This is a genomic window from Legionella rowbothamii (genome assembly GCF_900639985.1).
GTDB classification, from domain to species: Bacteria; Pseudomonadota; Gammaproteobacteria; order Legionellales; family Legionellaceae; genus Legionella; species Legionella rowbothamii.
In genome coordinates this window covers 750,936-772,630 of record NZ_CAAAIM010000001.1, presented here as the reverse complement: position 1 = coordinate 772,630, position 21,695 = coordinate 750,936, and the positions used below count along the sequence as shown (strand labels likewise).

Here is a 21,695-nt window from a genome sequence, read left to right as displayed (position 1 = left end):
GGCTGAATTTAGCCCCAGTCAAAAGCAAAGGACTGCTGAATAAGGGATGCAATAAAATGCAAAAAAACCCTAAGTTAAATGGGATTAGTGCTACTTAATTTTAGGAGTAGCTATGGCAAATATACGTAAATTTACTGATCATAATTTAATGCTATTTTATGGCAATGTCTTACAGCATTATAAAGATTGTACCACTCGACATAATGATGTTACATCAATTTATAATGAATTGTTTCTTGCTGTACAGTTTTCCCTTGAATCACCCCATGGTAATCTTCACTACTTAGACTCTGTCGAAAAAGCTAAAGTTTATAAATTCTTTAACGCTATTTTTTATGCTCTACCTATTTATAAAGATCTTTCTGAACGAGAGCAAGAAAATTTTAAACCAGAACTTCCCAAGTTTAACGCGGAAATTAAATTTGTGTATAACAATTATAATCACAATTGCCATGATTCATTTTTGTTTGATTGGTTGCTGATAAATTCAATTATTCACGATTGTCACGGACATCCTGGATTTCCTCATGGCGGATTTCCCCATGGAGGATTCCCTGCTGACCATGGCCATGGTGGTAATTGTTTTGACACTGATTCAGAGGTTCTCGCTGCATTGGCATTATTGATTATGGCTGCGGTTGCTGCTGTGTTGGCGAGCATCGCGGTTTATTATATGCTTAATCAATTCTTGGAAGGTGCTGAGCGTTTTTACTATAACGAAGGTTGGTTAAAAGCGGCATTAGTATTGGCGAATTCGCTTGCTTTTGGTGCGGGCTCTACAGTTCTTTCTCTAACGTTTGCGGCGGCTCCTTTAACTAGTTTGGCAATTATGGCTGGTTTTAATCCTGCCATTGTCGTTGTAACTGGTGCAGTTCTTCTAAGCATTATTGGTGCTGGTATCGGCGCATTTGCAATGAACCTACTGTATAGACCTTTGCAAACGGATAAAAATGCCATAGATCCTAATGATCCACTTCGTTTTAGGTTAACGGCTAATGAAGAATATAATTTAGCCAGTAACGGAATTGATCCCTCTATGGTGAAATTAGCTATCGTTGCTCTGCGCTCTGAAATCGCTAAACATTTAAATAGCAACAATGCGGAAGTCCCATCGTTCTTTTCGCGTAAAGATAAGGGTATGGCTAAAGTTAATGAGTGTCTTCAAAAGGTTAGGGGGCTCCGTAGTGGTACTTTAACTTGTGTTGAAGTGGGTGGTTTGATTTTTGATTGCCAATTAAAAACGCAGTATTACTTACCGCCACAAGTATATGTATATGTCCCCGTGGTAGAACAACGTTTTGTATCAGCTCCCCCACAATCTTATTTAGAACAAGAGCAAAGCCATAGTGTACTGCAGGAGAATAGAGGAGTTTTTGATATACAATATCAAAGTGTGGACGGTATGCCATTACCAACAGCACCAATTATGGATGAGCACTTTCCCCCTCCGTCGTATTCTAGTACCTCTAACGGTCAGTTCGGATATTCACAATAAGCTGTTAAAGGGTATGCTGGGCTTTTAAGCCCAGCATACCCTCATCTCCCTAGGTAAAATCTTCCAATTTCCAAACTTCATATGCAGGTGTTTCATAAGGATGAGCATTTTTTAAAGCTACAATCACTTCATGGATGCAATTAGAAGCACAAATCATTTCAACCTTATATTCGGAAACTTTTTCTACTTTATTTATTTGACCAATAAATGGTTCACTTCCATTTAATGGCATAAATTGGCCTTCACCTAAAACTTCCCATGCACATTGAGAATAATTGCCGATAGTGCCTGCTCCAGCGTTAAAAACAGCTTCTTTAACCCTACTTACATGGGATGCAGGGACGTAAAAACACAGTTTATACATGGGTTAGATCCTCCTGTAGTTGAATATAGGTCTGGTTGCAAATAATTAATAATTTAAGGGAAACTAAGATAACTATTATGTGGGTATAATATAAGACTGAATTATTGCGGTTTGACCGCAGTAATTCGAGCGCATATATGGAACAAGAAAACCTTAAATTAGGGCATTAATTATTTGCAACTGATATTTTAACTAGGGCAAAGTAAGGCTTCCATCAAAGGGTTCTATAGAAGTTTCATCTTTCAACTCATGAATTTCTTTACGTAATACCATTGTTGGATTAAATAAGGTTTCAGCTTTTTTAGAGCTAAAAACAATGGCAAATTGATAGATGATTTCATCGATTAGCCGCTTAAATACATTGCTCTGGTTGGATTGGATTGTATGTTTTATCTCTTTATCGCGATAGCTATTTTTAAAGGCGGTTAATTTTTCAAATGGAGATTGCTCTTCATTAGTACAGCTAATGGTGTTTTGTAGTGTTTGGACTGCGTCATAGCTTTTAGCTGCTGCTATTAATGCAGGGCTAGGATTGCGTAGCTCGTTATTTAGTACCTGAGCTACTATAGCGGTTGTATCGAGGGACTCCACAGCATCAACGCTCTCATCTCCATCTATTTCTAAGAGCTGAATATAACACTCATTTTGCTTCTTCATTTCATCTAAAATTTGTTTGCTTAGATATTCGATGCAATCATCACATCGTGTATTAAGACTTTCAATCATCGATAAGTACTTTTTCTCGTGTTGATATTCTTTATTCGTATAGTATTTAAAGTAATTTATAACCTTGTCTTCATGTCCTTCATTGAGCCAGGCTAAACATTGATTTGAGGTAGATTTTGATATTCGTTGTACTTTTTGCACCAGCCCTTTAAGTTCAACCTGTTCCCGATTTCTTTTAATGCAGTTGATTATTTGCCCTTCAGCAATATGGCGTAATACCAGATTAGGTGAGGTTTTTTGGGCATAAATGCTGTCTTTTTGTAAATTCTCAATTAACTTATCTACATTACTATCTTCCCAACTAATGCCAGAACTTAATGGAGTATTCTCATTAGCGTCGGCATGATGAATGAGTACAATTTGTTCAGGATTATGTGACATTGCCATTTGCTCCATCACACTTAAACCACCGCCACGGGTAACAACAATATTGCTACGAGTCATTAAGGCAGAAATTTCTTTATCGCTTTGATTGTCCAAACGCACAATGCGATCTTTATATTCTTGATGCGAATTAATTAACTCCTCGATTTTATCACTAATACTTTTATTTTTACCGCCAAATACGAATACACGTTCTATTCCGCATTTGAGTAGCGGTTCAATATATTTCACTGTATCAGCACTTGCCTGACTTCCAAGCATAATTGATGCGATTCGTTCCTCGGGGGCAATTGTGGATGGTACCTCTTCTTTTTGAAATCTTAGCGTTACTTCTTCATGAAATTTGTCGCTGTTGTCATAAGCACTATCTTTAAATGCCACGCGAACCATAGGGTTTTTACTGGCAGGTACATTATAAATTTTATTGAAATGATTACCGTGCGGGAAGAAATGTTGAATGACATCATCTTCCATGTTCACCCCATATAATCTCATTTGTCGTTGTTGAGTTGGTGTTAATGCCGCAAGAACATTAAAAAAATGTACTGCCCCTAAAGTAGGGAGATCAGTGAGATATTGATTTATTACTATATGATTTTCTGCGGGGCGATTGGCATTGTAATCATTAACCACATTACATAATGCAGGAAGTGCCATAGCTTGGGTACTAATTATTTCAGTGTAAGGTGCTCCCATTAATTCTGCATCTTGTAATTTTTTCATGAAATAATCATATACAATCTGGTAATTGAATGTATCGCTCATGCTTTGGAGGGCAATTAATTTTTTCAAGGTGCTGGTTTTTTCATTACGTTGTAATATATTCCAGACCGCCGCACTTTCATAACCTTCAGGATAAACATCAAGTAGCATGTCAATATAGCAACGTAAACCATTGGCTTGCTCTTTTTTATTTAGGCTTCTAATCTCCTCATCTAATGCATTGGTATGAGGCAATAGAGGGATAGGAGTTAATTCAATTATTTTTTGAAGAGGTTTTCCTACTCCATACGCGTGCATAATATTAGCACCAGTATGGATCGATGCGGCTGGAGGTTTGTGTTCCGCTAGGACTGGTGTATACAATGGAAGTTCTAGTTTATCCGAATCATAGGTTTGTTTAAGTGATTGTTCAATACCGAGGATTGCAGATATATGGCCGCCACCGCCACTGCATCCTATCATTAATGGTTTTCTTTGTTGGTTTTTATGTTCCTTGCTCAACTTGATATTATAGTAGGGTTTACTATGGTTACTCATCGACACACCTCAGGATTTAAAAAACAGGCAAATTAGTCTTATTTCAACCACAATGTACCATTATTTTGTTAAGGTTTTATTAGGTTAGGACTATTATGCATCATTTAAACGCAAATTTTACAATCAATCCACATAAGTCCTAATCATAAAGGCCAGGTGTGAATAAGTACAATTGTTAGTAGTTAATAAAGTGATATTGGATTTATATGATACAAAGGGGTTTCTCCAAGCGCTGCGTTTGGCTTTAAAAGAGGACTCTAAATTGAACACGCCAATTTTCTAAAGATAACTCATACCTTAGAGCAAATCCTTGGACGCAACTTTGGAGCTCAATGTCGGAACGATTTTCGATTTGCCAAAGAATGTTTCTATTTATGTCCGGTAATACAGGCTTTATTTGATGCATTTGCAAGGTTTAATTAAGGCTATGATGGGTCTCGAATTTCTTTGTTGTTTACCTATATTTGATATACTGATTTAGGATTATATGAATTTAAGGTAGGCAGTTGGCGGAGAGACAGGGATTCGAACCCTGGGAAGGTTGCCCTTCAACGGTTTTCAAGACCGCCGCATTCGACCGCTCTGCCATCTCTCCGACAGGCGAGAATACTATCGCAACATAAAAAAATTTGCAAATACTTTTTTGATTTCATTGCAAATTAAATCCGCATAAGAATGTTCTCAAATTAGATAGTCCTAGGTATAATGGTCCAAATTTTTGTTACTGTTTGTGGATGCGGCAGATATAATTCAATAGGTGTAGTTTATGAAACGAATTCAAGTGTTATTCCTGGTTGGTCTTCTGATTTCTTTATCTTCCTGTAAGACCTGGTGGAATAAGGATGATGACGATAAAAACCCGTTTAAAGGCATGAGTGCTGAACAGCTTCATGAAGAGTCGCAAAAGGCTATGCGTAAGAAAGAATACGTTAGCGCGATTAAGCGATTAGAGGCAATGGAAACAATGTATCCCTTTAGTGATTATACTGAAAATTCACAAATGGATTTGATTTATGCTTATTATCAAAATGAAGATTATCCTTCTGCTGCAGCGACGGCGGAGCGATTTATTCATCTGTATCCCCGTGCAAGACATGTGGATTACGCGTATTACATGCGTGGCTTAGCAAATTTTCAACAAACCCGCGGTGTCTTTGCTAAAATGTTGCCAATGGATGAGTCTTGGCGTGATCCTGGAACTCAGACGCAAGCATACTCTGATTTTGCTGTCTTTATTCAAAAATTCCCTGAAAGTAAATATCGCGCGAATGCCTTACAACGTATGATCTATTTACGTAATATGTTTGCGCAAAAGGAATTAAACATTTCTAAGTTTTATTTCAAACGTAAAATGTATGTCGCGGCCATTGAGCGGGCGAGTTATTTAGTAAAGAACTACCCTCAAGCACCAAGTGCACAAGAGGCATTAGTCGTGATGTATGAGTCTAATGTTGCTTTGGGATTAAACAGTGCAGCTGAAGAAGCTAAGAAAGTTTATGAAGCCACTTATCATACAATAAAAATGAAAAAAGTGTCTTAGAGATATAAATATGTAACCTGGTTGCGTGCAACCAGGTTTTCCTAACCATACAGCTCTTGAATACGCTAAGCTGTATCATGGCTCCGAAAATCCAACTAACGTTATCGTTTTACAACTACATAGCACTCTGGTCTTCTTCCGAAGTATCCTGCCTACTCATTTTACGATGTTTATGTCTAGCACTCTTTTTCCTCATTAAGTTCTATAATTTCGTGTTGATTACAAACTATTAATTGGTTGACAATATTGAATGCACAGCGGGATTGATGTAACTAAAATACTCCCATTGAGAAGTGCTAATGTGAATGGGTAAATTAAGGGTATTTTTGATGATAAGGAGACATACTTAATTACAAGGATAGACCCAATAAATTAGATTTTGAACAACTTGGTTTATTAGTGTAATATATTCAAATTTAATGGCCGTTGGTTATAATGAAAACTCTATGTTCTATATTGGACCACAAGTCCGCTGAGGAAAAATTCGAATTTCTCTATAAATTATTTGAGATACTCAATACAGAGGTAAAACAAATTTTATCATTCGGTCCTAGCAATACGGTGCAAGCCCAAAAGGCTAATGATTTATATCATTTTTTAAAGGATAGGAAAAATTTTTTTCCAATCCAACTACACAAAGATGAATTTGCGAACCTACCTACTGTATTTGCGCAAAATCTACTTTATGCAAATGATTTAAATAAAGCGGATAAAGCGAATAAAACGGATAAAGCGAATATTTATGAACATTATTTGCAACTAGCGCTATATTACGGAACAGGGACGTGCGAATTTTTTTCCATAGTCGGAGCGTATTTTCTAGCTAAAAAATATGACATAAATCTATCCATTGAAACGATCTTTTCTGATGAAAGTCATACCTACATTCGTCTCCATACCAATCCTGAATACATCCTGGACTTTTGGTCCGAAATGGTATGTGAATATGATGACGAGGTTACCTGGCTGGAGGTTTTGGGACCGAATTACCAACGTAAGGACGCTACCTTTAAAACTGAGTTGATATTGAATAGTAACGATTTAATAGCCATGGGTGACCGTGTATTCACGGAACAGAATGCGCGTATTCGTTTAGAAATACAGCATATTATCGAGAATAAAGTAGCAAATTTTCTCTCTTCAAATTCCGGTATTTCTTCGGAAAAAAAACAGTTTTCTTTCCTTAATCGTTTTCAAGTGGATGAGGAGAGTCCAACAGATTTCGATCTGGCGTCAAAGGGACTTTGAACCATAATCATCCAAGCTCTAAATCTATATGAATGATGCCTTAGGTAGTTCTTACATTGAATCAATGAATATTAGTACTACCTGAATGGGTTTTTGTATTCCAAGATGCTCTACGCTTTCAAAAGGTGGGGGATGATTTATTGAGTCCTAATCTAACTCGCTATACAGATGTGAAAATCGAAAAGCAGCTTATGTGATTGAGGTTAAAGTTGCTGATAAGAGCTCCTACGAATAAAGATTATCAAATATGCTGGATGGTTAATATTTGGTTAATATTCCTATTGTATGATACCTCAAATGCTAGTTCGTTGAGGTACTTAAATGTTTACAAAGTTTACAAAATCGCCAATGTGGTCAAAAAGATCGACAACGCTAGGGGGTAATACCACTATTGTTCGGTTTTACTCTAATTACGATTGGCAAAAACATAACGAAAGTTCTTGTTCTCTTGAAACGAGACTTCTCTTAGACAAGCAATTGTATCCCGATATATTTCAAACAAGCTCTGTCGAATTTACAGTTTTAACCCATGCGGTCCAAACGACAGAAGAATTAGTACAGTTACTGAAAGGCTTTGGACGCTATAATAATCATTCTGGTAAATCCGTAGCTGATTTGATTCTTTTTGAAATGGAACGGCGCTCCTTGCAAATAACAGGCGCATTAATCCCGCTGTTATTAAAAACGCCGGCTAAAAATAATGATTTTGGCATTTTTGTGCGTGATTTTCATTCACAATATATTTTTAGAGATCTTCCTAATATAGATATGCGAATTGAGCGGAAAAAATATTTGGACTTGATCTATTCATTTGTAAATGAAAGCAAATCTAGGAAAGAAAATCCATTGGTATTAATGCGTTTTAATCAATGCATAGAGATACTTACCAAGCGAAGGGAAGAAAAGACTATTGATTTATCAAATTCGGAAATCACCGAGTTGGCTTTATGTCATGTGGCAGATGAGTTGCTTAAAGAGGAAATGGATAGGAAACTGCATGATATTGCAGAAGAAAAAATAGATTCTCTTATTCAAAAAGGAGTATTTGAGTCACTACCTTTAGTTTCTGCAATCGAAGCAAATACGTTCATTGGTGTGCCCGAAAAACCGGTTACAACTTATCCTAATCGCTTTACTGTCTTAATGGCAGGAGGGCCTGGGAGTGGTAAATCAATCTCAACGGAAAGCTTGGCGTTGCAATTAGAAGAAGCAACAGGATATGGGTTAGACGACTTAGCTCTACTTACTGTTGATAGAAAGCGAACCATTTATTATGCCGATGAGTGTGTCAAAGAAACAGAATCAAAACATATTGGTACCTTAACTCACGATGAAGCTGTTTTGACTTACAATATGAGTGGTCAATTTCTATCGAAGCGCATGGATACTGGTAAAAAAGTACCGAATGTTTTTAAAGAAATGTGTAACATCTGGTCTAGTTGGCTTGATATCGGATTAAAAAAAGATGGTACTTATATGATAACAGTTTCAACAAGAAAACCTGAGAATGCAGTTGATGGGGTTATTGCCAGAGGTCTTGCCCATAATGATTTTGTTACTCCTCCAGAGTATGTATTAGAGTCATATCGTAGTGTTAGTGAGCGTTTTCCGTTGGTTGTTCAAGAAAGCCAGTCAAAAAAAGTAATAATTAATGTGGTCAATACTGAAATGGCTATCGCAAAAAAATTCAGCAACGAACAGGAGCTAGAACCGGAGAATAGTAAACCATCTGTTGTTGTTGATTGTGAGACAAATACAATCTACATAATAAATTTATTAGAATATGTGGATTTCCTGAATCAAAGCCAGCTCAATAGCAAAGCAACTAATCCGCAACAACTACACGAGAATGCAGATATTTCAATTGTAAGCAGCATCAATAGAGCCATTGATCCAAAGAAATTTGGTTCTGCTAAAATAGCTTTGGTTCGGCAAGATATTGAGTCAACATCGATTAATTACTTAGAGGATAACGTAGTAGGAATTGTTCAATATAGCGAACTTGAGATTTATGATGAGGAGCAGTTCGAGAAGTTGCGTTCAAAAGCACCTGAGCATTTTGAGGCATTAGAAATGTTGACACATCATAAAGCCTCAATTTCGTATACTAAACTATAAGAGCGGAAACTAAGGATAGTTTCTTTTTAGTACAGGCTCTTGAGTATCACAAGATGAACTATTTTCAAGTTCATTTACAATAGTTTGAGATGATGAACTCAATTTCTTCCCGTTAGGATTGGTTTTCGTCAAAGACCAATTTATGTCTTTAAACCCTGGAGTTTTACTTTTTGGTATTTCTTTTATGAGTTGCGAGGAGCGTATAATTTTGAAAAACATGATAAACAATCCTTAGTTTTGGTAAAAATAGTACAGAATAACTTTCATATGCAATCGCATAAAATGAATTTAATGGCTCAAAATTGAGTTATAAATTTTTCCTTCAGATTTATTTGCTCTTAGTTATGCATGAGGTGAGTCTCTGCATTTTTTATCCTGATGGAGTGGCTTATTATTATTATATTGCGGCCTTTCGTCCAGCTCTTTTTGCCAGACCGCATATTTTTATCAATTCCCTTGATCATAAAAAGAGGCCTTTCGGTTAAACCGAAGGGCCTCTTTTTCTATTAATTCTCTTTAAAAAGTAACACTTAGCTCTTATTGTTGTTATTTTCTGGATTTAACTCATCTTTATTCGGAATAGGGTTTTTATCTAGCTCATTAGCGATTATTTGGATATTTTTGCTGAGTGAGTGTATTCTTTTTTTATCAGAGGTTATATTCCAATTAATCGACTTGCTAAAATTCTTGCGTATTTTATGAGACATTTTAATTAACTCCAAAGCCTGTTGTGCTCAAATCATGGAATATGGTCTTTAAATTAAGCATTTTATTATGGTCGATCCAAAATAGAACTATTTGTTTATTTTATCACATTTCAATGCTTGATGTTTCCATGGCAGAAAAAAAATTTGTCCACCTATTTTCTTCTGCTTTGCCCGCGGGACGCCGGTAGATTACCTAGGCTTAAGAAGCCCTGGTTGCAAACAACCAGGGTATGTGAATTAGATTGCTTCTTCCAGAGCTTTAGTTTTTACTGCGAATGCAGCTAAAAGATCATTCGTTAATTCGCGTAACTCGCCAGCTAACAAGGTAAGTGCGGCATCTCGTTGTTGTAGTTCTTCGTCTAGTGCTTTAATTTCATTAAAATCGTCAACTAAATAGTCAAGGCTTTTCAATTTTTTAAAGGTGAAATCATGAGTTAAGGTAAATTGAATACGTTCCTTCCAAATTAATGAAATTTCGGAGGTGACCATGCCTTGCTCAAGCAAAGTCAAAATTTCATCTGCAGGTAATTCATAACCTTTGCAATGAATTCGTTTCTTTTCATTATCTAAAGAAAAGAGGACACAATCAGAAGCTAATTGGAAATTTGCGGGAAGCGTAGCAGGGGACTGTATCCATTCTGCAAAACGTACTGCCAGATTTTCAGTATGAGTGATTGGGTCAATGCTAATACCTGGAACTGATTTACGTAGTAATGATGTTAGCTGTGATGCTTGGTTATTACTGGAGGCATTAATAATAATTCGTTTACTTGCCGTATCCAAAATGGCTAGTAATCTTTTTTGAATACAAAATGACTTAGGAAGTAATTCAAACTCAATATCTTCTGCCATTTGTGCTTTTTCGGCACGCTTAATCATACGACCATGTTGGTTTTCAAGTGTTTGTACGCGTTCTGCAAGCATTTTATTAACCACGCCACGGGGTAGTAAGCGCTCTTCTTTGCCCATACAAATAAGAGAGGTTCCAGCAACTTCCTGAACTAATTCATCAGAAAAAACTGGACTCCAGCCATAAATAAACCGTGCATGCGGGGGGCAGGGTTTGAGAATATTTTCAACTAAAGACGCTTCTAAAACGCTTGCGTCCTCAAGTTCGAATTGATAAATAAGTGCGTTATTGAACCACATGAACAACTCCTGATTTACATAATATAATAAGTGCCAATTGCCATGGTCCTATTATACGGAAGTTTATAAAATTCGATATTTAAATTGGCAGAATAATTACGAATTAAGAAAGCAAACAACTTTTCTTGCCAGAAAAAGGTTAATGATTTCTTGCTTTTTGAAGCCAAAATATTAGGAATTTCAACCATATAGGTTGCTCGATCTTTATTAAACTTGAATGGCAAAATATTTTTATCAGATGCTCGTTCTATAGCACGAGGAATGGAAACATTTTCCATAAATCCATAATGCAAGGTTAAGGAATAGACTCGCTCATCAAGACAGGTTACTTCATAACGCTGGCTGTAATGTACATAAGGAATATTATCCACAATGTAATTTACAATGAGCACATGTTCAGGCACTGAGCGACTGAGTTTTAGAAAATGCAGAAAGCTGCCGCCGCTTTTATCATAGACATCGGTAATAAAAATTGCTGTTAAATCAGGAAGTTGATTTAAGTTTTTATACTGAAGTTGCTTTAAAATTTTAGAAATATCTTCTTTATTCATATAGAAATTGCAACGGAGATATTCCAGTCCGTATTTCCAGGTGTACATAATGCTGGCTAATATGAAGGCAAGGGTTACGGGTACCCAGCCACCGGTTAAGAACTTGTGTGAGTTCGAGCCTAGGAAGGCGAAATCGACAAGAAGGAATAAACCAAAAATGGCCGAGGTTTTAATTTTTGACCATTGCCAGATGGAAATCGCGGTATATGCGACCATAAAATCAACCATGAGCATATAGGCATTCACAGCTATTCCATAGGCATGTGCCATTTTGTCCGAGGTTTGGAATGCAAAGGAAAGGGCTATGGTGCCTACGAATAAGATGAAATTGATTTGTGGAACATAAATTTGCCCTGAATGTTCTTTTGATGTTTGTACTATAGGTATACGTGGGCATAGACCTAACAATACGGCCTGTTTGGTTAAGGAAAAAGTTGCAGAGATTACCGCTTGTGAGGCAATGATGGTAGCAAGAGTTGCCAGAATGATTAATGGCAAATAAAACCAACTTGGTGCAATCATATAGAATGGATTGCTAATGGCTTCCGGGTGTAAGAGCAAATTAGCGCCTTGGCCAAAATAGTTTAATACCAGGCAGGGTAGGACAAGGAAAAACCAACTGGTGCGAATGGGATTCTTTCCAAAATGGCCAATGTCTGCATAAAGGGCTTCACCCCCGGTAACAACAAGAAAAATACCGCCTAATAATAAATAACCCTTAAAACCGGTCTCACGTAGCATCACAATGGCATAATAAGGATTTACTGCCTTAAGCACTACGGGGGCAGAAATAATTTGAATAATACCTAGTATTGCAATGGTTAAGAACCAGATGAGGGTTAATGGGCCAAATAAATAACCTATACTGGAGGTGCCTTTTGATTGAATCATAAAGAGAAAAACCAAAATCACCGTGGCTGTGGGTAAAATATAAGGCGTAAATGAATGGGATAAGGTGCTCAACCCTTCTACAGCACTAATGACTGAGATGGCGGGGGTGAGCATACCATCTCCTATGAGCAGCCCTGCGCCAAACATAGCGAGGATGTAAAACAGGGGGACGTATTTAGCATCTTTATGCTTGAGCAATGCCAACAAGGCGAGTATACCCCCTTCACCATCATTATCGGCGCGAAAAATCATTATTAAGTACTTAAATGAAATAATAATAATTAAGCACCAGAAAATAAGTGATAAAACCCCTAAAATATGCCCCTCATTTACAGAGAGGTTTTCTAAAGTTACCTTTAATGCATATAAGGGACTGGTCCCTATATCGCCGAATACAACACCTAAAGCAGCTAGTGTAAGTCCATAGGAGAATTTATTTGTTTTTTCCATAAAAGCAATGCACCTTGTTAACAGAGACTATTCTCATGTTTTATTACCAATAAGCATTAACAGCTAATACATAAGCCATGAAGTGCGAAGTATTTTTCCCGGCAACCGGAAACCACACACCACCAATAATACCTACATTAGAATTAAAATTATATTCAAGTGCTGGAGCGAGCCCATATTCAACATATTGTTGGGAGCCAATCGCTGCTAAATCATTGTTCACAATATCTAAAATACCATTAAAGCGGCTTGCTTGTCCCTCAGAATAATAACCTTCCATTACGGCGACCCAGTTTTGCGTCAGGGTATACTCAAAAGCTAAATCTACGTTATCTTCAGCACCAGGATTGATCCGGCCACGTGTATTGGCTGTTCCGCCAAAGCTATTTATTCCTGTAACATTTACAGAAGATGAGTAGAGGCGTGAGACCATGAAACGAGTCCGTAAATAATGTGAATCATAGATTTCTTTTAGGTATTGAAAGTTTGCTGCAATGAGTGTTCTGTAGCTGCCTAATCCGGTGGCATCAGTGCCTAAAAATGCGGGGTTTAGCATATCATAGGTTCCAGTAGGGAATGTTTCTTGAACAAAAAAACGAATGTCAGGGAGCCATTTTGATTTTTTTTGTTCGACTAGCTGAACTCCCACACCTACAGAGCTATCTGTAACTCGGTTATAGTGTACTCCCCGCGTGCTGTTAAAGGCATAGGGTACTGAAAGTTGTATATCAAGCCAGTCGGTAAATCCATGGGTCAGGAGCGGGTTTAAAAGTACGCTGTTAAATAGAGGGGTTCTGCGAAACTTTCCGGAACCGTTATAGAGGCCATCGGTTTCTACATCAATACCGTAAAATTCAAAGTTGGTATGGCCCTTGGGTACGGTATGTCCTGCTGGAGCTAAGATGGGACCTGTGAACCAGGGACCGGCATAAGTGATTTCGCTAAGACCAGCACAAAGGAACAGAACGAATATTTTTACATAATGTGACATAAAAGCATCCCTATATTTTTTTTATTTAGCAAATTGCGATAGCCTGATGAAAAGACTAACCATTATCTTAGAAAAAGCCATTTAGCGAGTGGCGCCATTAGGTGTTTTTTAAGTAGTGAGCTAGCCTGGGAGTACTTGTTTCGAAGTATATCTATTGCAGGTCTACGGTTCTTTGTGTAGATTAGCCGATTTTTGTCCGTTGGGAAATAGATAATGAATGCAAAAGTCATTTTGCTTGCTGCAAAGCAAAGCACCGTATTACGTGGCCATCCCTGGATTTTCCCTAAAGCAATAGCACGTACTTCTGGGAAACTTATTACGGGTAACCTAGTCGATATTTATAACGCTGATGAAGAGTTAATTGGAGTGGGGGCTTATAATGAGCACTCCTTATACCGAGTGAGAGTTCTAGCATTAACGAATGAACACATTGATCGAAGTACTTTTTATACTTTAATTACCCATCGTCTAAAACAAGCGCATTTAGTAAGACAAAGTTTAAATTTACCTAATGAGCAAACAACTGCATATCGTTTCTTTAATAGTGAAGCAGACGGATTATCTGGGTTAACTATTGATCGGTTTAATCAGTTTTGTGTGGTAGCAAGCTCGGCTTATTGGGTTGAAGCAAATAAGAATGTGATTAGCAAAGCTTTACAAGAACTATTTCCCAATGATCAAATTATTTGGATGTCACAAGCTAAGCCTTTGGGGCAAGATGGTTGGAAGCAAGTAAACTCTCAAGTAGTGGAGCAGAGTGCTCAGGTGCTTGAGGCCGGTGTTCTTTATCAAGTTGAATTTGCTAATGCGCAAAAAACAGGTTTGTTTATTGACCAACGCGAAAATCATCAACGTATTGCTCAATTAGCTAAAGGGAAAAAGCTATTAGATTTGTATAGTTACACCGGCGGCTTTGCTTTACATGCTGCTAAAGCTGGAGCATCTAAAGTAACCGCGGTTGACAGCTCTGCCCAAGCAATAGCGCAGGGAGGTATTAATGCCGCGTTAAATGGTTTGGATAATATTGAATTTATCGAAGCTGATGCACGAGATTATTTGATGAAAGCAGGGGAGTATGACATTGTTGTACTTGACCCACCAAAGCTGGTTCCATCTCAGCAACATGTTCAGCGGGCAAAAAACTATTATCGATTTTTACATCGCGAAGTGTTTAAGCACATGAACTCCGGTTCTTTATTAATGACCTGTAATTGCTCTTCGGCGCTTTCATCACAAGAGTTTTGTGCTTTAGTCAGTGCTCAAGCAGGGGCGGTTGGTAAGCAAGCACGTGTTTTAGGGGTTTATGGCCCAGCAAGTTGTCATCCTACTTTAGCTTCTTTTCCAGAAGGAAATTATTTAACGGCTGTGTTGTTAGCTGTAGTCTAAGAAACGTTTTAGCCCGTATTAGACGAGGTCGTAATACGGGATCTTGTAGTATATGGGGTGTGACAATCATTGGAGTTGGGTAACTAACCCCTATTATTGGGAGCAGTTCTCTAAGAACCGTGCATGCAAGTTTCCTCGCACACGGCTCAATTTTTTAAGGCCGCATTGGCATCTGCGCACGAAGTATGTAAATTACTTCATTGCGAACAAAGTGAAGCCCCTGGAGTTCAGAGCACGGAACCTTAGGGTGCTTCACTTTGTTCACCATGACTGCTTTTTAAAGTAAAGAATGTGAATTTCTTTAGGTATGAACAGCCCTATCCCGTTTTTTTAAACATTCTAAAACATCATAAAAACTCAATTCACTGGCTTTTAAAAGGACTAATAAATGGAATATTAAATCTGCGCTTTCATTAATAAACTCTTCATTATCCTGATTCACGGCGGCAATTACGGTTTCAACAGCTTCTTCCCCAACTTTTTGTGCACAGCGGTTAATTCCTGAATCTAACAATTTTGCCGTATAGCTATTTTCATCTTGCGTCTCGGCGCGTTCATTTATGATGTCAATTAATTCACCCATAAAGCCCAATGCACTATTGCAGTCGGGTTGATAGCAGCTGCTAAAACCTAAATGGCAGGCTGGACCTTTGGGGAGGACTAAAATTAATAGGCTGTCACTGTCGCAATCTGTACTAATTTGTTGAACGGACATCGTGTTGCCGGACGTTTCGCCTTTACGCCACAAACGTTTGCGGCTGCGGCTATATAGAGTAAGTTGGCCTGTGGTCACCGTAGCAATTAATGCTTCTTCACTCATGTAACCGAGCATTAATACCGTACCTGTTTCCGCATTTTGAATAATGGCAGGTAATAAACCATTCATTTTTTGCCAATCTAAGGCGCTAATTTCCAATTGATTCATAATCGTACCTCAATATTTTGTTTCTTTAGTGCAGATTTAACTTCCGTAATGGTTCGTATTTTGTCATGAAAAATACTGGCTGCTAAAGCACCACTAACTCCTGATTGCATAAACACTTCACTGAAATGTTCTAGAGTCCCTGCACCCCCAGAGGCAATAAGAGGGACCTGGCATAAAGAACGCATTTTGCGTAATTGCTCGATATCATAACCAGTCCGTACTCCATCGGATTGCATGCAATTGAGTACAATTTCTCCCGCCCCTCGCTCTTGAACTTCGCTTATCCATTCACAGGTTTTGCGTTTCGAGTTTAAGGTTTTGCTCTCATCGCCGGTGTATTGGTAAACATAATAATCATCATTAATCCATTGACTATCAATACCAACAACTACGCATTGAGTACCAAACTGGCGACTTAATTCATTAATTAGGCCTGGGTTTTCTAACGCTGGGCTATTAATTGATACTTTATCTGCTCCAGCATTTAAAATTGATTTTGCCTGATTGCTCGAACGAATTCCACCAGCAACAGTAAAGGGAATATTAATTGTTGCGGCTACTTGGTTAACCCAGTCTGGGCAAACAGCCCGTTGCTCGGCACTGGCGGTAATGTCGTAAAACACTAGCTCATCTGCTCCGCCCTCAGAATAGTAGGTGGCCAATTCCAATATATCGCCAATAATACGGTGATTGCGAAATTTTATGCCTTTAACCACTTGATTATCGCGCACATCTAGGCAAGGAATGATTCGTTTGGTTAACATCATTCATACTCCTTGAGGCTTTGCGCTAAATCAAGAGTACCTTGATACAACGATAATCCTAATATTGCTCCTGCGACACCTAGCTTATTTAGGGTGGCAAGATCCTCTTGGTTACGAATTCCTCCAGAGGCTTGCCAGGCAATATTGGGAAAACGTTCTACGGCTTCTTGATAGAGCTGAAAACTTGGTCCTTGCATCATGCCATCACAAGCGATGTCAGTGCATAGGATTTGTTGGATTCCTAGCTGTTGATAATAAGCTACCACATCCCATAGATTGGTGTTTGATGCTTCTTTCCAGCCATGGGTTGCAGGAATAGGTATACCATTGATAATGCGGACATCCAAAGCCAAAATAATATTTTCAGGGGCAAGTTCAGCACTAATTTTGGTGGTTAGATTACGGTCTGTCAGGGCAATGCTGCCAATAACTAAATTAGAAACACCCGCAGCATAACAGTTCCTTGCTTGTTCTAAAGAACGAATCCCACCGCCTGCTTGAACTTTAACACCTGTATTTTGCATGGAGCAAATTAAAGGAAGTTGCTGCATGCTGCCGGTTTGGGCTCCATCTAAATCCACAATATGTAAGCGTTTTGCTCCTAACTGAGCAAAATAGGCGGCGCGTTCAATTGGTGATACCTCAAAGGAGGTAACTTGATCAAATTGTCCTTGTTTGAGACGTACGCAACGCCCATTTTGTAAATCAATTGCTGGAATAAGAATCATATAGTCTCCAGTTCTAAAAAATTTTTAAGCAAGAGCATTCCTGTTTGTGCCGATTTTTCGGGGTGAAACTGCATTCCCCAAACGTTATCTTTGTTTACAATCGCCGTAAATGGTTCATTGTATTCACAGCGAGCAAGCGCATATTCTTCACTACCTAGGGCATAACTGTGAACAAAATAAACGTAATCCTGTTCATTTAAGCCACGCTGCAATGGTGAATCTTGGCACCATTGCAGTTGATTCCAACCCATGTGGGGTACAGGGAAATCATTTTTTTGAGCGAATCGTTTTACTCTGCCTGGAATTAAACCCAAACAATCAACTTCTGCTTCTTCACTGGAGTCCAATAATAATTGCATGCCCAAACAAATCCCTAGCAGTGGTTGTGTTAATGATTTGAGTACCTCCACTAAGCCATGGCTTTGCAATGAGTTCATGCCATATTCTGCAGTGCCAACTCCTGGAAGAATCACATGGCTGGCATTAAGGATTTGGTGAGCATCATGGGTTAATACATAATTAAATCCCAATCTGCTTAAGGCGTTTCCTAGAGAGGTCAGATTATTGCCACTGACATCAATTACCGCAATCATAAAATCCCCTTGGTGGATGGCATGGCATTATTGGTTTTCGTACATGCTTGCCGCAGTGCTCTTCCTAATGATTTAAAGCACGCCTCAATCATGTGGTGGTGATTTTTCCCACTAACTTGCAGGTGCACAGTAGCCCCTAGAGCACAAGCCAGAGACTGAAAGAAGTGGGAGACCATTTCAGTCGCCATTCCACCAACAAATTCTCGCGTAAATTCAGCTTTAAAATCACAAAAACCGCGACCACTAATATCTATAGCAATGGAGGCTAATGATTCATCCATCGGCAGGGTAAAGCCATAGCGATTAATACCCCATTTATCACCTAGAGCTTGTTTTAATGCTTCTCCTAAGGCTATCGCCGTATCCTCTATTAAATGGTGGTCATCGACTTCTACATCGCCCATCGCTTCTAAAGTCAGATTAAATCCACCGTGTTTGGCGATCTGCTCCAGCATGTGATTAAAAAAGGGCAGTGGCGTGGCAATAGAGCCTTCTTGATCAGTATCTAAAACTACCTTTAAGTTGATCTCGGTTTCCTTCGTTTTTCTTTGTATCGTTGCTGAACGGCTCTGATTTAAAATTTTCTGAGCAATTATTGTCCATCCATGCTCCTCAGAAACAGGTAAAAATTTAAGACCTAAATTATCAGCTAATTCACGATCGGTATCGCGGTCCCCAATGACCCATGATGATGGGAGGCTAATCGCAGTTTCCTTCATAAATTGATCAAGCAAGCCAGTTTTCGGTTTACGACAGGAGCAATTATCTTCGGGCATGTGCGGGCAAACAAAAATGCTATCAAAAAAGATTCCCTGAGATGAAAACAAATCCAAGGTAAATTCGTGGCAAATACTAAAGTCTTCTTCGGGGAAGGAGAGTGTACCAATTCCATTTTGGTTGCTTACCATAATGAAACGAAAACCCGCTTCCTTCAACTGGAGTAGCGCGGGGATTACCCCAGGAGTTAATTTAATTTTATCCAATGAATCCACCTGGAAATCAAAAGGTTCTTCAATTAAGGTACCGTCACGATCAATAAATAATATTTTTTGCATGTTACAACCCCGAAATTCTATTTTTAAACGAAGATAAAGCAGTCATTATGAGCAGATTTTGTTGTTCATCACCTACGGTAATACGTAAGTGATTATGTAAAATTGAATTGGCAGCAAATCCTCTAATGCTGATGCCCTGTTGGCTTAGCCAATTCACTAACTCTTGGGCATAAGCTGTTTTCACCAAAATAAAATTGGTTTCTGATGAGTAGACTTTTTCAATTAACGAATTTGCAGCTAAATCAGCACTCAGCTTCAAGCGCGCCTTTTTAATGCGTTCGATTGCCGTAGTAAACCAGGCATCATTACTAAGTGCTTGTTGTGCTAAGCGCATCACCACGCTGGATAGAGGATAGGGCGCCATAATGTTATTTAAAGCCTGAATGACCTGCGATTGCGCAATTACGATCCCCAAGCGTAAAGCAGCTAAGCCATATGCTTTAGATAAAGTGCGCAACACAATCAAATTATCAAATTGCGAAATCAAAGACACTGCACTTTGACGATTAGCAAATTCAATATATGCTTCATCCACCACAATAACTGAGCGATTTTTATATTGTTGGCACAGAGTGGCAATGAACTCTAAATCAATGGCATTTGCAGTAGGATTATTAGGGCTACACAGCATAATCATTTTGCAATTTTCTTGCCAACATCCGTTGATTTGCTCAATGCCTAAGACAAAATTATTTGCAGGATCTAAGGGGCATTGAATTATTTGTGCTTGCTGCAATTGCACATAAAATTCATACATAGAAAAAGTTGGGGGAAATTGCATGAAAGCATCTTGTCGGGCTTTTAAAAATAAACGCACTAGAAGATCAATGCCATCATCAGAACCTCGTGTTAATGCCAATTGGTCCGATTTTATTTGATAGCGTTGAGCTAACTGCTCTTGTAGCTGTATTTTATATTCTGCTTCCGGATAAAAATTTAAATCAATAGAATCTGCATTGATTGCTGACCAAGGCAATTCATTAGCGTGCAGCCGATTTTTTATTTGCTCAGTGCCTGCAATGTACGTCGGAATTTTCAAAAGTTCAGGGCGTATTAAATTAAGTATGGACATTCAAACCTCCAGAGAATTAAGTCTAATTTCTACCGCATTCGCGTGTGCGCTTAATCCTTCAATTTGTGCTAGCGTAATTGCTGCTGGTCCTAAATTTTTAATCCCTTCCTGGTTAATTGTTTGCACGCTAAAACGAATTAAAAAATCTGCGGTGCTAAGGCCATTATGATTTCTAGCAAAACCATTTGTAGGTAATACGTGATTGGAACCAGTTACATAATCGCCTAAAGTTTCTGCTGCCCATGAGCCTAGGAACACTGTACCTGCTGCATTGATTTGTTGTATCCAAGTATCTGCATCCTGGCGGTTAATAATTAAGTGTTCAGGTGCATAGCTATTAATAATATTAAGTTGCTCATTTCGTTGATTACATAAAATGATGAAGCTATTCGCTAATGACTCTTTAATAATTTGTGTACGTGTTAATGTCTTGAGCTGTACTTCTAATTGTTGATTCACCTGTTGGGCTAGAGGTTCACTTTCACAAATTAAAATGACTTGAGAATCAATACCATGCTCGGATTGGGCTAATAGATCAGCTGCAATAAAGGCAGGATTTGCCTCATTATCCGCAATAATCATTACTTCTGATGGCCCTGCAGGCATGTCAATTGCAGCCCCTGCAGGATCATTAGCAACTAAAGTTTTGGCTTCAGTCACGTGACTGTTTCCAGGACCAAAGACTTTATCAACTTTGATAACACTTTCGGTCCCATAAGCCATAGCGGCAATCGCTTGCGCTCCACCTAAGGTGTAGATCGTATCAATACCGCATAAACGTGCAGCGACTAATAAGTGCTCATTGATGCCACCGTTTGCATCCGGAGGTGTGCAAAATACTTTAACTGGACATCCTGCAACTAATGCGGGTATAGCTTGCATTAATAAGGAGGAAATCAGAGGTGTTTTATTACCCCCAGGAACATATAAGCCCACACGTTGAATAGGGCGATACACTGTTTGGATGTTTACTCCATTTGCAGTGCATATATTTTGGCTTTCTGGCAAAAGAGACTGATGGTATCGAGTAATGGTTTCGATGGCAGTATTTATTGCTGTTAAAGCGGATTGGCTTACCCGTGCCTTTTGGATTTTTGTCGTGGGTATTTGTAGTCTCTCTAGTGTAATCCCATCGAATTTTTGGGTTAATCCAATAAGTGCCTTATCACCGAAGTTTTGTACCTGTTTAATGATCTCTAAAACCCCATTTTTAGCTGCTGAGGTTTGCGGGGGACGTGCCAAAGCTAATTTTTTTTCTGCCTCAGTAAGTGATTGCCAATTTTTAATTGCTAACATTG

The 21,695-nt window shown here is 38.5% G+C and carries 19 protein-coding genes and 1 tRNA gene; 5 read left to right on the top strand and 15 right to left on the bottom strand.

The genetic code is table 11. The annotated features are described in order from the left end of the window. The first annotated feature begins 112 nt into the window (after positions 1 to 112). Positions 113 to 1,495, top strand: coding sequence for a hypothetical protein (locus tag E1P08_RS03160; protein ID WP_133135556.1), 1,383 nt, complete (start codon positions 113 to 115; stop codon positions 1,493 to 1,495). A 49-nt stretch (positions 1,496 to 1,544) separates the two neighbouring features. On the opposite strand, the gene E1P08_RS03155 is transcribed toward E1P08_RS03160, so the two are convergent. The 3 genes from E1P08_RS03155 to E1P08_RS03145 all read right to left on the bottom strand — a co-directional run bounded on the left by E1P08_RS03155 (position 1,545) and on the right by E1P08_RS03145 (position 4,824). Further along, complete coding sequence (locus E1P08_RS03155; protein WP_133135555.1) at positions 1,545 to 1,859, bottom strand: YqfO family protein; 315 nt, start codon at positions 1,857 to 1,859, stop codon at positions 1,545 to 1,547. Between the two features lie 192 nt (positions 1,860 to 2,051). Then, positions 2,052 to 4,229, bottom strand: coding sequence for a hypothetical protein (locus tag E1P08_RS03150; RefSeq protein WP_133135554.1), 2,178 nt, complete (start codon positions 4,227 to 4,229; stop codon positions 2,052 to 2,054). 507 nt (positions 4,230 to 4,736) lie between these two features. After that, positions 4,737 to 4,824: transfer RNA gene (locus tag E1P08_RS03145), tRNA-Ser, on the bottom strand. A gap of 171 nt (positions 4,825 to 4,995) precedes the next feature. Between E1P08_RS03145 and E1P08_RS03140 the strand changes: the two genes are divergently transcribed. The 3 genes from E1P08_RS03140 to E1P08_RS03130 all read left to right on the top strand — a co-directional run bounded on the left by E1P08_RS03140 (position 4,996) and on the right by E1P08_RS03130 (position 9,135). Continuing rightward, positions 4,996 to 5,769: an outer membrane protein assembly factor BamD gene (locus tag E1P08_RS03140; protein WP_133135553.1), complete on the top strand. Its 774-nt coding sequence runs from the start codon at positions 4,996 to 4,998 to the stop codon at positions 5,767 to 5,769. Positions 5,770 to 6,204: 435 nt separating this feature from the next. Beyond that, entirely contained in the window at positions 6,205 to 7,017 is an 813-nt protein-coding gene (locus E1P08_RS03135) for a hypothetical protein (RefSeq protein ID WP_133135552.1), read from the top strand. Positions 7,018 to 7,338: 321 nt separating this feature from the next. Continuing rightward, a complete protein-coding gene (locus E1P08_RS03130) occupies positions 7,339 to 9,135 on the top strand; it encodes a hypothetical protein (protein WP_133135551.1) in 1,797 nt (598 codons plus the stop codon). Between the two features lie 9 nt (positions 9,136 to 9,144). Here E1P08_RS03130 and E1P08_RS03125 read toward each other — a convergent pair whose 3' ends face one another. The 5 genes from E1P08_RS03125 to E1P08_RS03110 form a co-directional block, all read right to left on the bottom strand. Then, positions 9,145 to 9,354 carry a hypothetical protein gene (locus E1P08_RS03125; RefSeq protein ID WP_133135550.1) on the bottom strand — a complete coding sequence of 70 codons (210 nt, stop codon included), beginning with the start codon at positions 9,352 to 9,354 and terminating at the stop codon, positions 9,145 to 9,147. Positions 9,355 to 9,665: 311 nt separating this feature from the next. Beyond that, positions 9,666 to 9,842 (bottom strand): hypothetical protein, encoded by a 177-nt coding sequence (locus E1P08_RS17110; protein ID WP_165485072.1) that lies wholly within the window; start codon positions 9,840 to 9,842, stop codon positions 9,666 to 9,668. A gap of 237 nt (positions 9,843 to 10,079) precedes the next feature. Beyond that, on the bottom strand, positions 10,080 to 10,991 hold the full coding sequence (locus E1P08_RS03120) for a recombination-associated protein RdgC (protein ID WP_133135549.1): 912 nt from the start codon (positions 10,989 to 10,991) through the stop codon (positions 10,080 to 10,082). A gap of 14 nt (positions 10,992 to 11,005) precedes the next feature. Further along, positions 11,006 to 12,883, bottom strand: coding sequence for a potassium transporter Kup (locus tag E1P08_RS03115; protein ID WP_133135548.1), 1,878 nt, complete (start codon positions 12,881 to 12,883; stop codon positions 11,006 to 11,008). Between the two features lie 43 nt (positions 12,884 to 12,926). Next, on the bottom strand, positions 12,927 to 13,874 hold the full coding sequence (locus tag E1P08_RS03110) for a hypothetical protein (protein ID WP_133135547.1): 948 nt from the start codon (positions 13,872 to 13,874) through the stop codon (positions 12,927 to 12,929). Positions 13,875 to 14,087: 213 nt separating this feature from the next. Between E1P08_RS03110 and E1P08_RS03105 the strand changes: the two genes are divergently transcribed. Beyond that, positions 14,088 to 15,260, top strand: a complete 1,173-nt coding sequence (locus tag E1P08_RS03105) for a class I SAM-dependent rRNA methyltransferase (RefSeq protein ID WP_133135546.1) — start codon at positions 14,088 to 14,090, stop codon at positions 15,258 to 15,260. Positions 15,261 to 15,561: 301 nt separating this feature from the next. Here the strand turns inward: E1P08_RS03105 and hisIE are convergent, their stop codons facing one another. Genes hisIE through hisD form a run of 7 tightly spaced genes read right to left on the bottom strand, consistent with a single transcriptional unit; the run spans position 15,562 to position 21,693 of the window. Beyond that, positions 15,562 to 16,185: a bifunctional phosphoribosyl-AMP cyclohydrolase/phosphoribosyl-ATP diphosphatase HisIE gene (gene hisIE / locus E1P08_RS03100; protein WP_133135545.1), complete on the bottom strand. Its 624-nt coding sequence runs from the start codon at positions 16,183 to 16,185 to the stop codon at positions 15,562 to 15,564. Next, the gene (gene hisF, locus E1P08_RS03095; protein WP_133135989.1) at positions 16,182 to 16,949 is read right to left on the bottom strand and encodes an imidazole glycerol phosphate synthase subunit HisF; all 768 of its coding nucleotides are present in this window, start codon (positions 16,947 to 16,949) and stop codon (positions 16,182 to 16,184) included. The genes hisIE and hisF overlap by 4 nt, the downstream gene beginning before the upstream one ends. Beyond that, positions 16,949 to 17,677, bottom strand: coding sequence for a 1-(5-phosphoribosyl)-5-[(5-phosphoribosylamino)methylideneamino] imidazole-4-carboxamide isomerase (locus E1P08_RS03090; RefSeq protein ID WP_133135544.1), 729 nt, complete (start codon positions 17,675 to 17,677; stop codon positions 16,949 to 16,951). The genes hisF and E1P08_RS03090 overlap by 1 nt, the downstream gene beginning before the upstream one ends. Next, a complete protein-coding gene (gene hisH, locus E1P08_RS03085) occupies positions 17,674 to 18,270 on the bottom strand; it encodes an imidazole glycerol phosphate synthase subunit HisH (RefSeq protein ID WP_133135543.1) in 597 nt (198 codons plus the stop codon). Before hisH ends, E1P08_RS03090 begins: the two co-directional genes overlap by 4 nt. Next, on the bottom strand, positions 18,267 to 19,325 hold the full coding sequence (gene hisB / locus E1P08_RS03080) for a bifunctional histidinol-phosphatase/imidazoleglycerol-phosphate dehydratase HisB (protein ID WP_133135542.1): 1,059 nt from the start codon (positions 19,323 to 19,325) through the stop codon (positions 18,267 to 18,269). The genes hisH and hisB overlap by 4 nt, the downstream gene beginning before the upstream one ends. Position 19,326: 1 nt before the next feature. Next, positions 19,327 to 20,397, bottom strand: a complete 1,071-nt coding sequence (hisC, locus tag E1P08_RS03075; protein ID WP_133135541.1) for a histidinol-phosphate transaminase — start codon at positions 20,395 to 20,397, stop codon at positions 19,327 to 19,329. Further along, a complete protein-coding gene (gene hisD, locus E1P08_RS03070; RefSeq protein WP_133135540.1) occupies positions 20,398 to 21,693 on the bottom strand; it encodes a histidinol dehydrogenase in 1,296 nt (431 codons plus the stop codon). Between the last annotated feature and the right edge of the window lie 2 nt (positions 21,694 to 21,695).

What these genes read in the sequence shown, in the direction of transcription:
- E1P08_RS03160 (WP_133135556.1), top strand. Translation starts at nt 113, where the DNA reads ATGGCAAATATACGTAAATTTACTGATCATAATTTAATGCTATTTTAT.
- E1P08_RS03155 (WP_133135555.1), bottom strand. Translation starts at nt 1,859, where the DNA reads ATGTATAAACTGTGTTTTTACGTCCCTGCATCCCATGTAAGTAGGGTT.
- E1P08_RS03150 (WP_133135554.1), bottom strand. Translation starts at nt 4,229, where the DNA reads ATGAGTAACCATAGTAAACCCTACTATAATATCAAGTTGAGCAAGGAA.
- E1P08_RS03140 (WP_133135553.1), top strand. Translation starts at nt 4,996, where the DNA reads ATGAAACGAATTCAAGTGTTATTCCTGGTTGGTCTTCTGATTTCTTTA.
- E1P08_RS03135 (WP_133135552.1), top strand. Translation starts at nt 6,205, where the DNA reads ATGAAAACTCTATGTTCTATATTGGACCACAAGTCCGCTGAGGAAAAA.
- E1P08_RS03130 (WP_133135551.1), top strand. Translation starts at nt 7,339, where the DNA reads ATGTTTACAAAGTTTACAAAATCGCCAATGTGGTCAAAAAGATCGACA.
- E1P08_RS03125 (WP_133135550.1), bottom strand. Translation starts at nt 9,354, where the DNA reads ATGTTTTTCAAAATTATACGCTCCTCGCAACTCATAAAAGAAATACCA.
- E1P08_RS17110 (WP_165485072.1), bottom strand. Translation starts at nt 9,842, where the DNA reads ATGTCTCATAAAATACGCAAGAATTTTAGCAAGTCGATTAATTGGAAT.
- E1P08_RS03120 (WP_133135549.1), bottom strand. Translation starts at nt 10,991, where the DNA reads ATGTGGTTCAATAACGCACTTATTTATCAATTCGAACTTGAGGACGCA.
- E1P08_RS03115 (WP_133135548.1), bottom strand. Translation starts at nt 12,883, where the DNA reads ATGGAAAAAACAAATAAATTCTCCTATGGACTTACACTAGCTGCTTTA.
- E1P08_RS03110 (WP_133135547.1), bottom strand. Translation starts at nt 13,874, where the DNA reads ATGTCACATTATGTAAAAATATTCGTTCTGTTCCTTTGTGCTGGTCTT.
- E1P08_RS03105 (WP_133135546.1), top strand. Translation starts at nt 14,088, where the DNA reads ATGAATGCAAAAGTCATTTTGCTTGCTGCAAAGCAAAGCACCGTATTA.
- hisIE (WP_133135545.1), bottom strand. Translation starts at nt 16,185, where the DNA reads ATGAATCAATTGGAAATTAGCGCCTTAGATTGGCAAAAAATGAATGGT.
- hisF (WP_133135989.1), bottom strand. Translation starts at nt 16,949, where the DNA reads ATGTTAACCAAACGAATCATTCCTTGCCTAGATGTGCGCGATAATCAA.
- E1P08_RS03090 (WP_133135544.1), bottom strand. Translation starts at nt 17,677, where the DNA reads ATGATTCTTATTCCAGCAATTGATTTACAAAATGGGCGTTGCGTACGT.
- hisH (WP_133135543.1), bottom strand. Translation starts at nt 18,270, where the DNA reads ATGATTGCGGTAATTGATGTCAGTGGCAATAATCTGACCTCTCTAGGA.
- hisB (WP_133135542.1), bottom strand. Translation starts at nt 19,325, where the DNA reads ATGCAAAAAATATTATTTATTGATCGTGACGGTACCTTAATTGAAGAA.
- hisC (WP_133135541.1), bottom strand. Translation starts at nt 20,397, where the DNA reads ATGTCCATACTTAATTTAATACGCCCTGAACTTTTGAAAATTCCGACG.
- hisD (WP_133135540.1), bottom strand. Translation starts at nt 21,693, where the DNA reads ATGTTAGCAATTAAAAATTGGCAATCACTTACTGAGGCAGAAAAAAAA.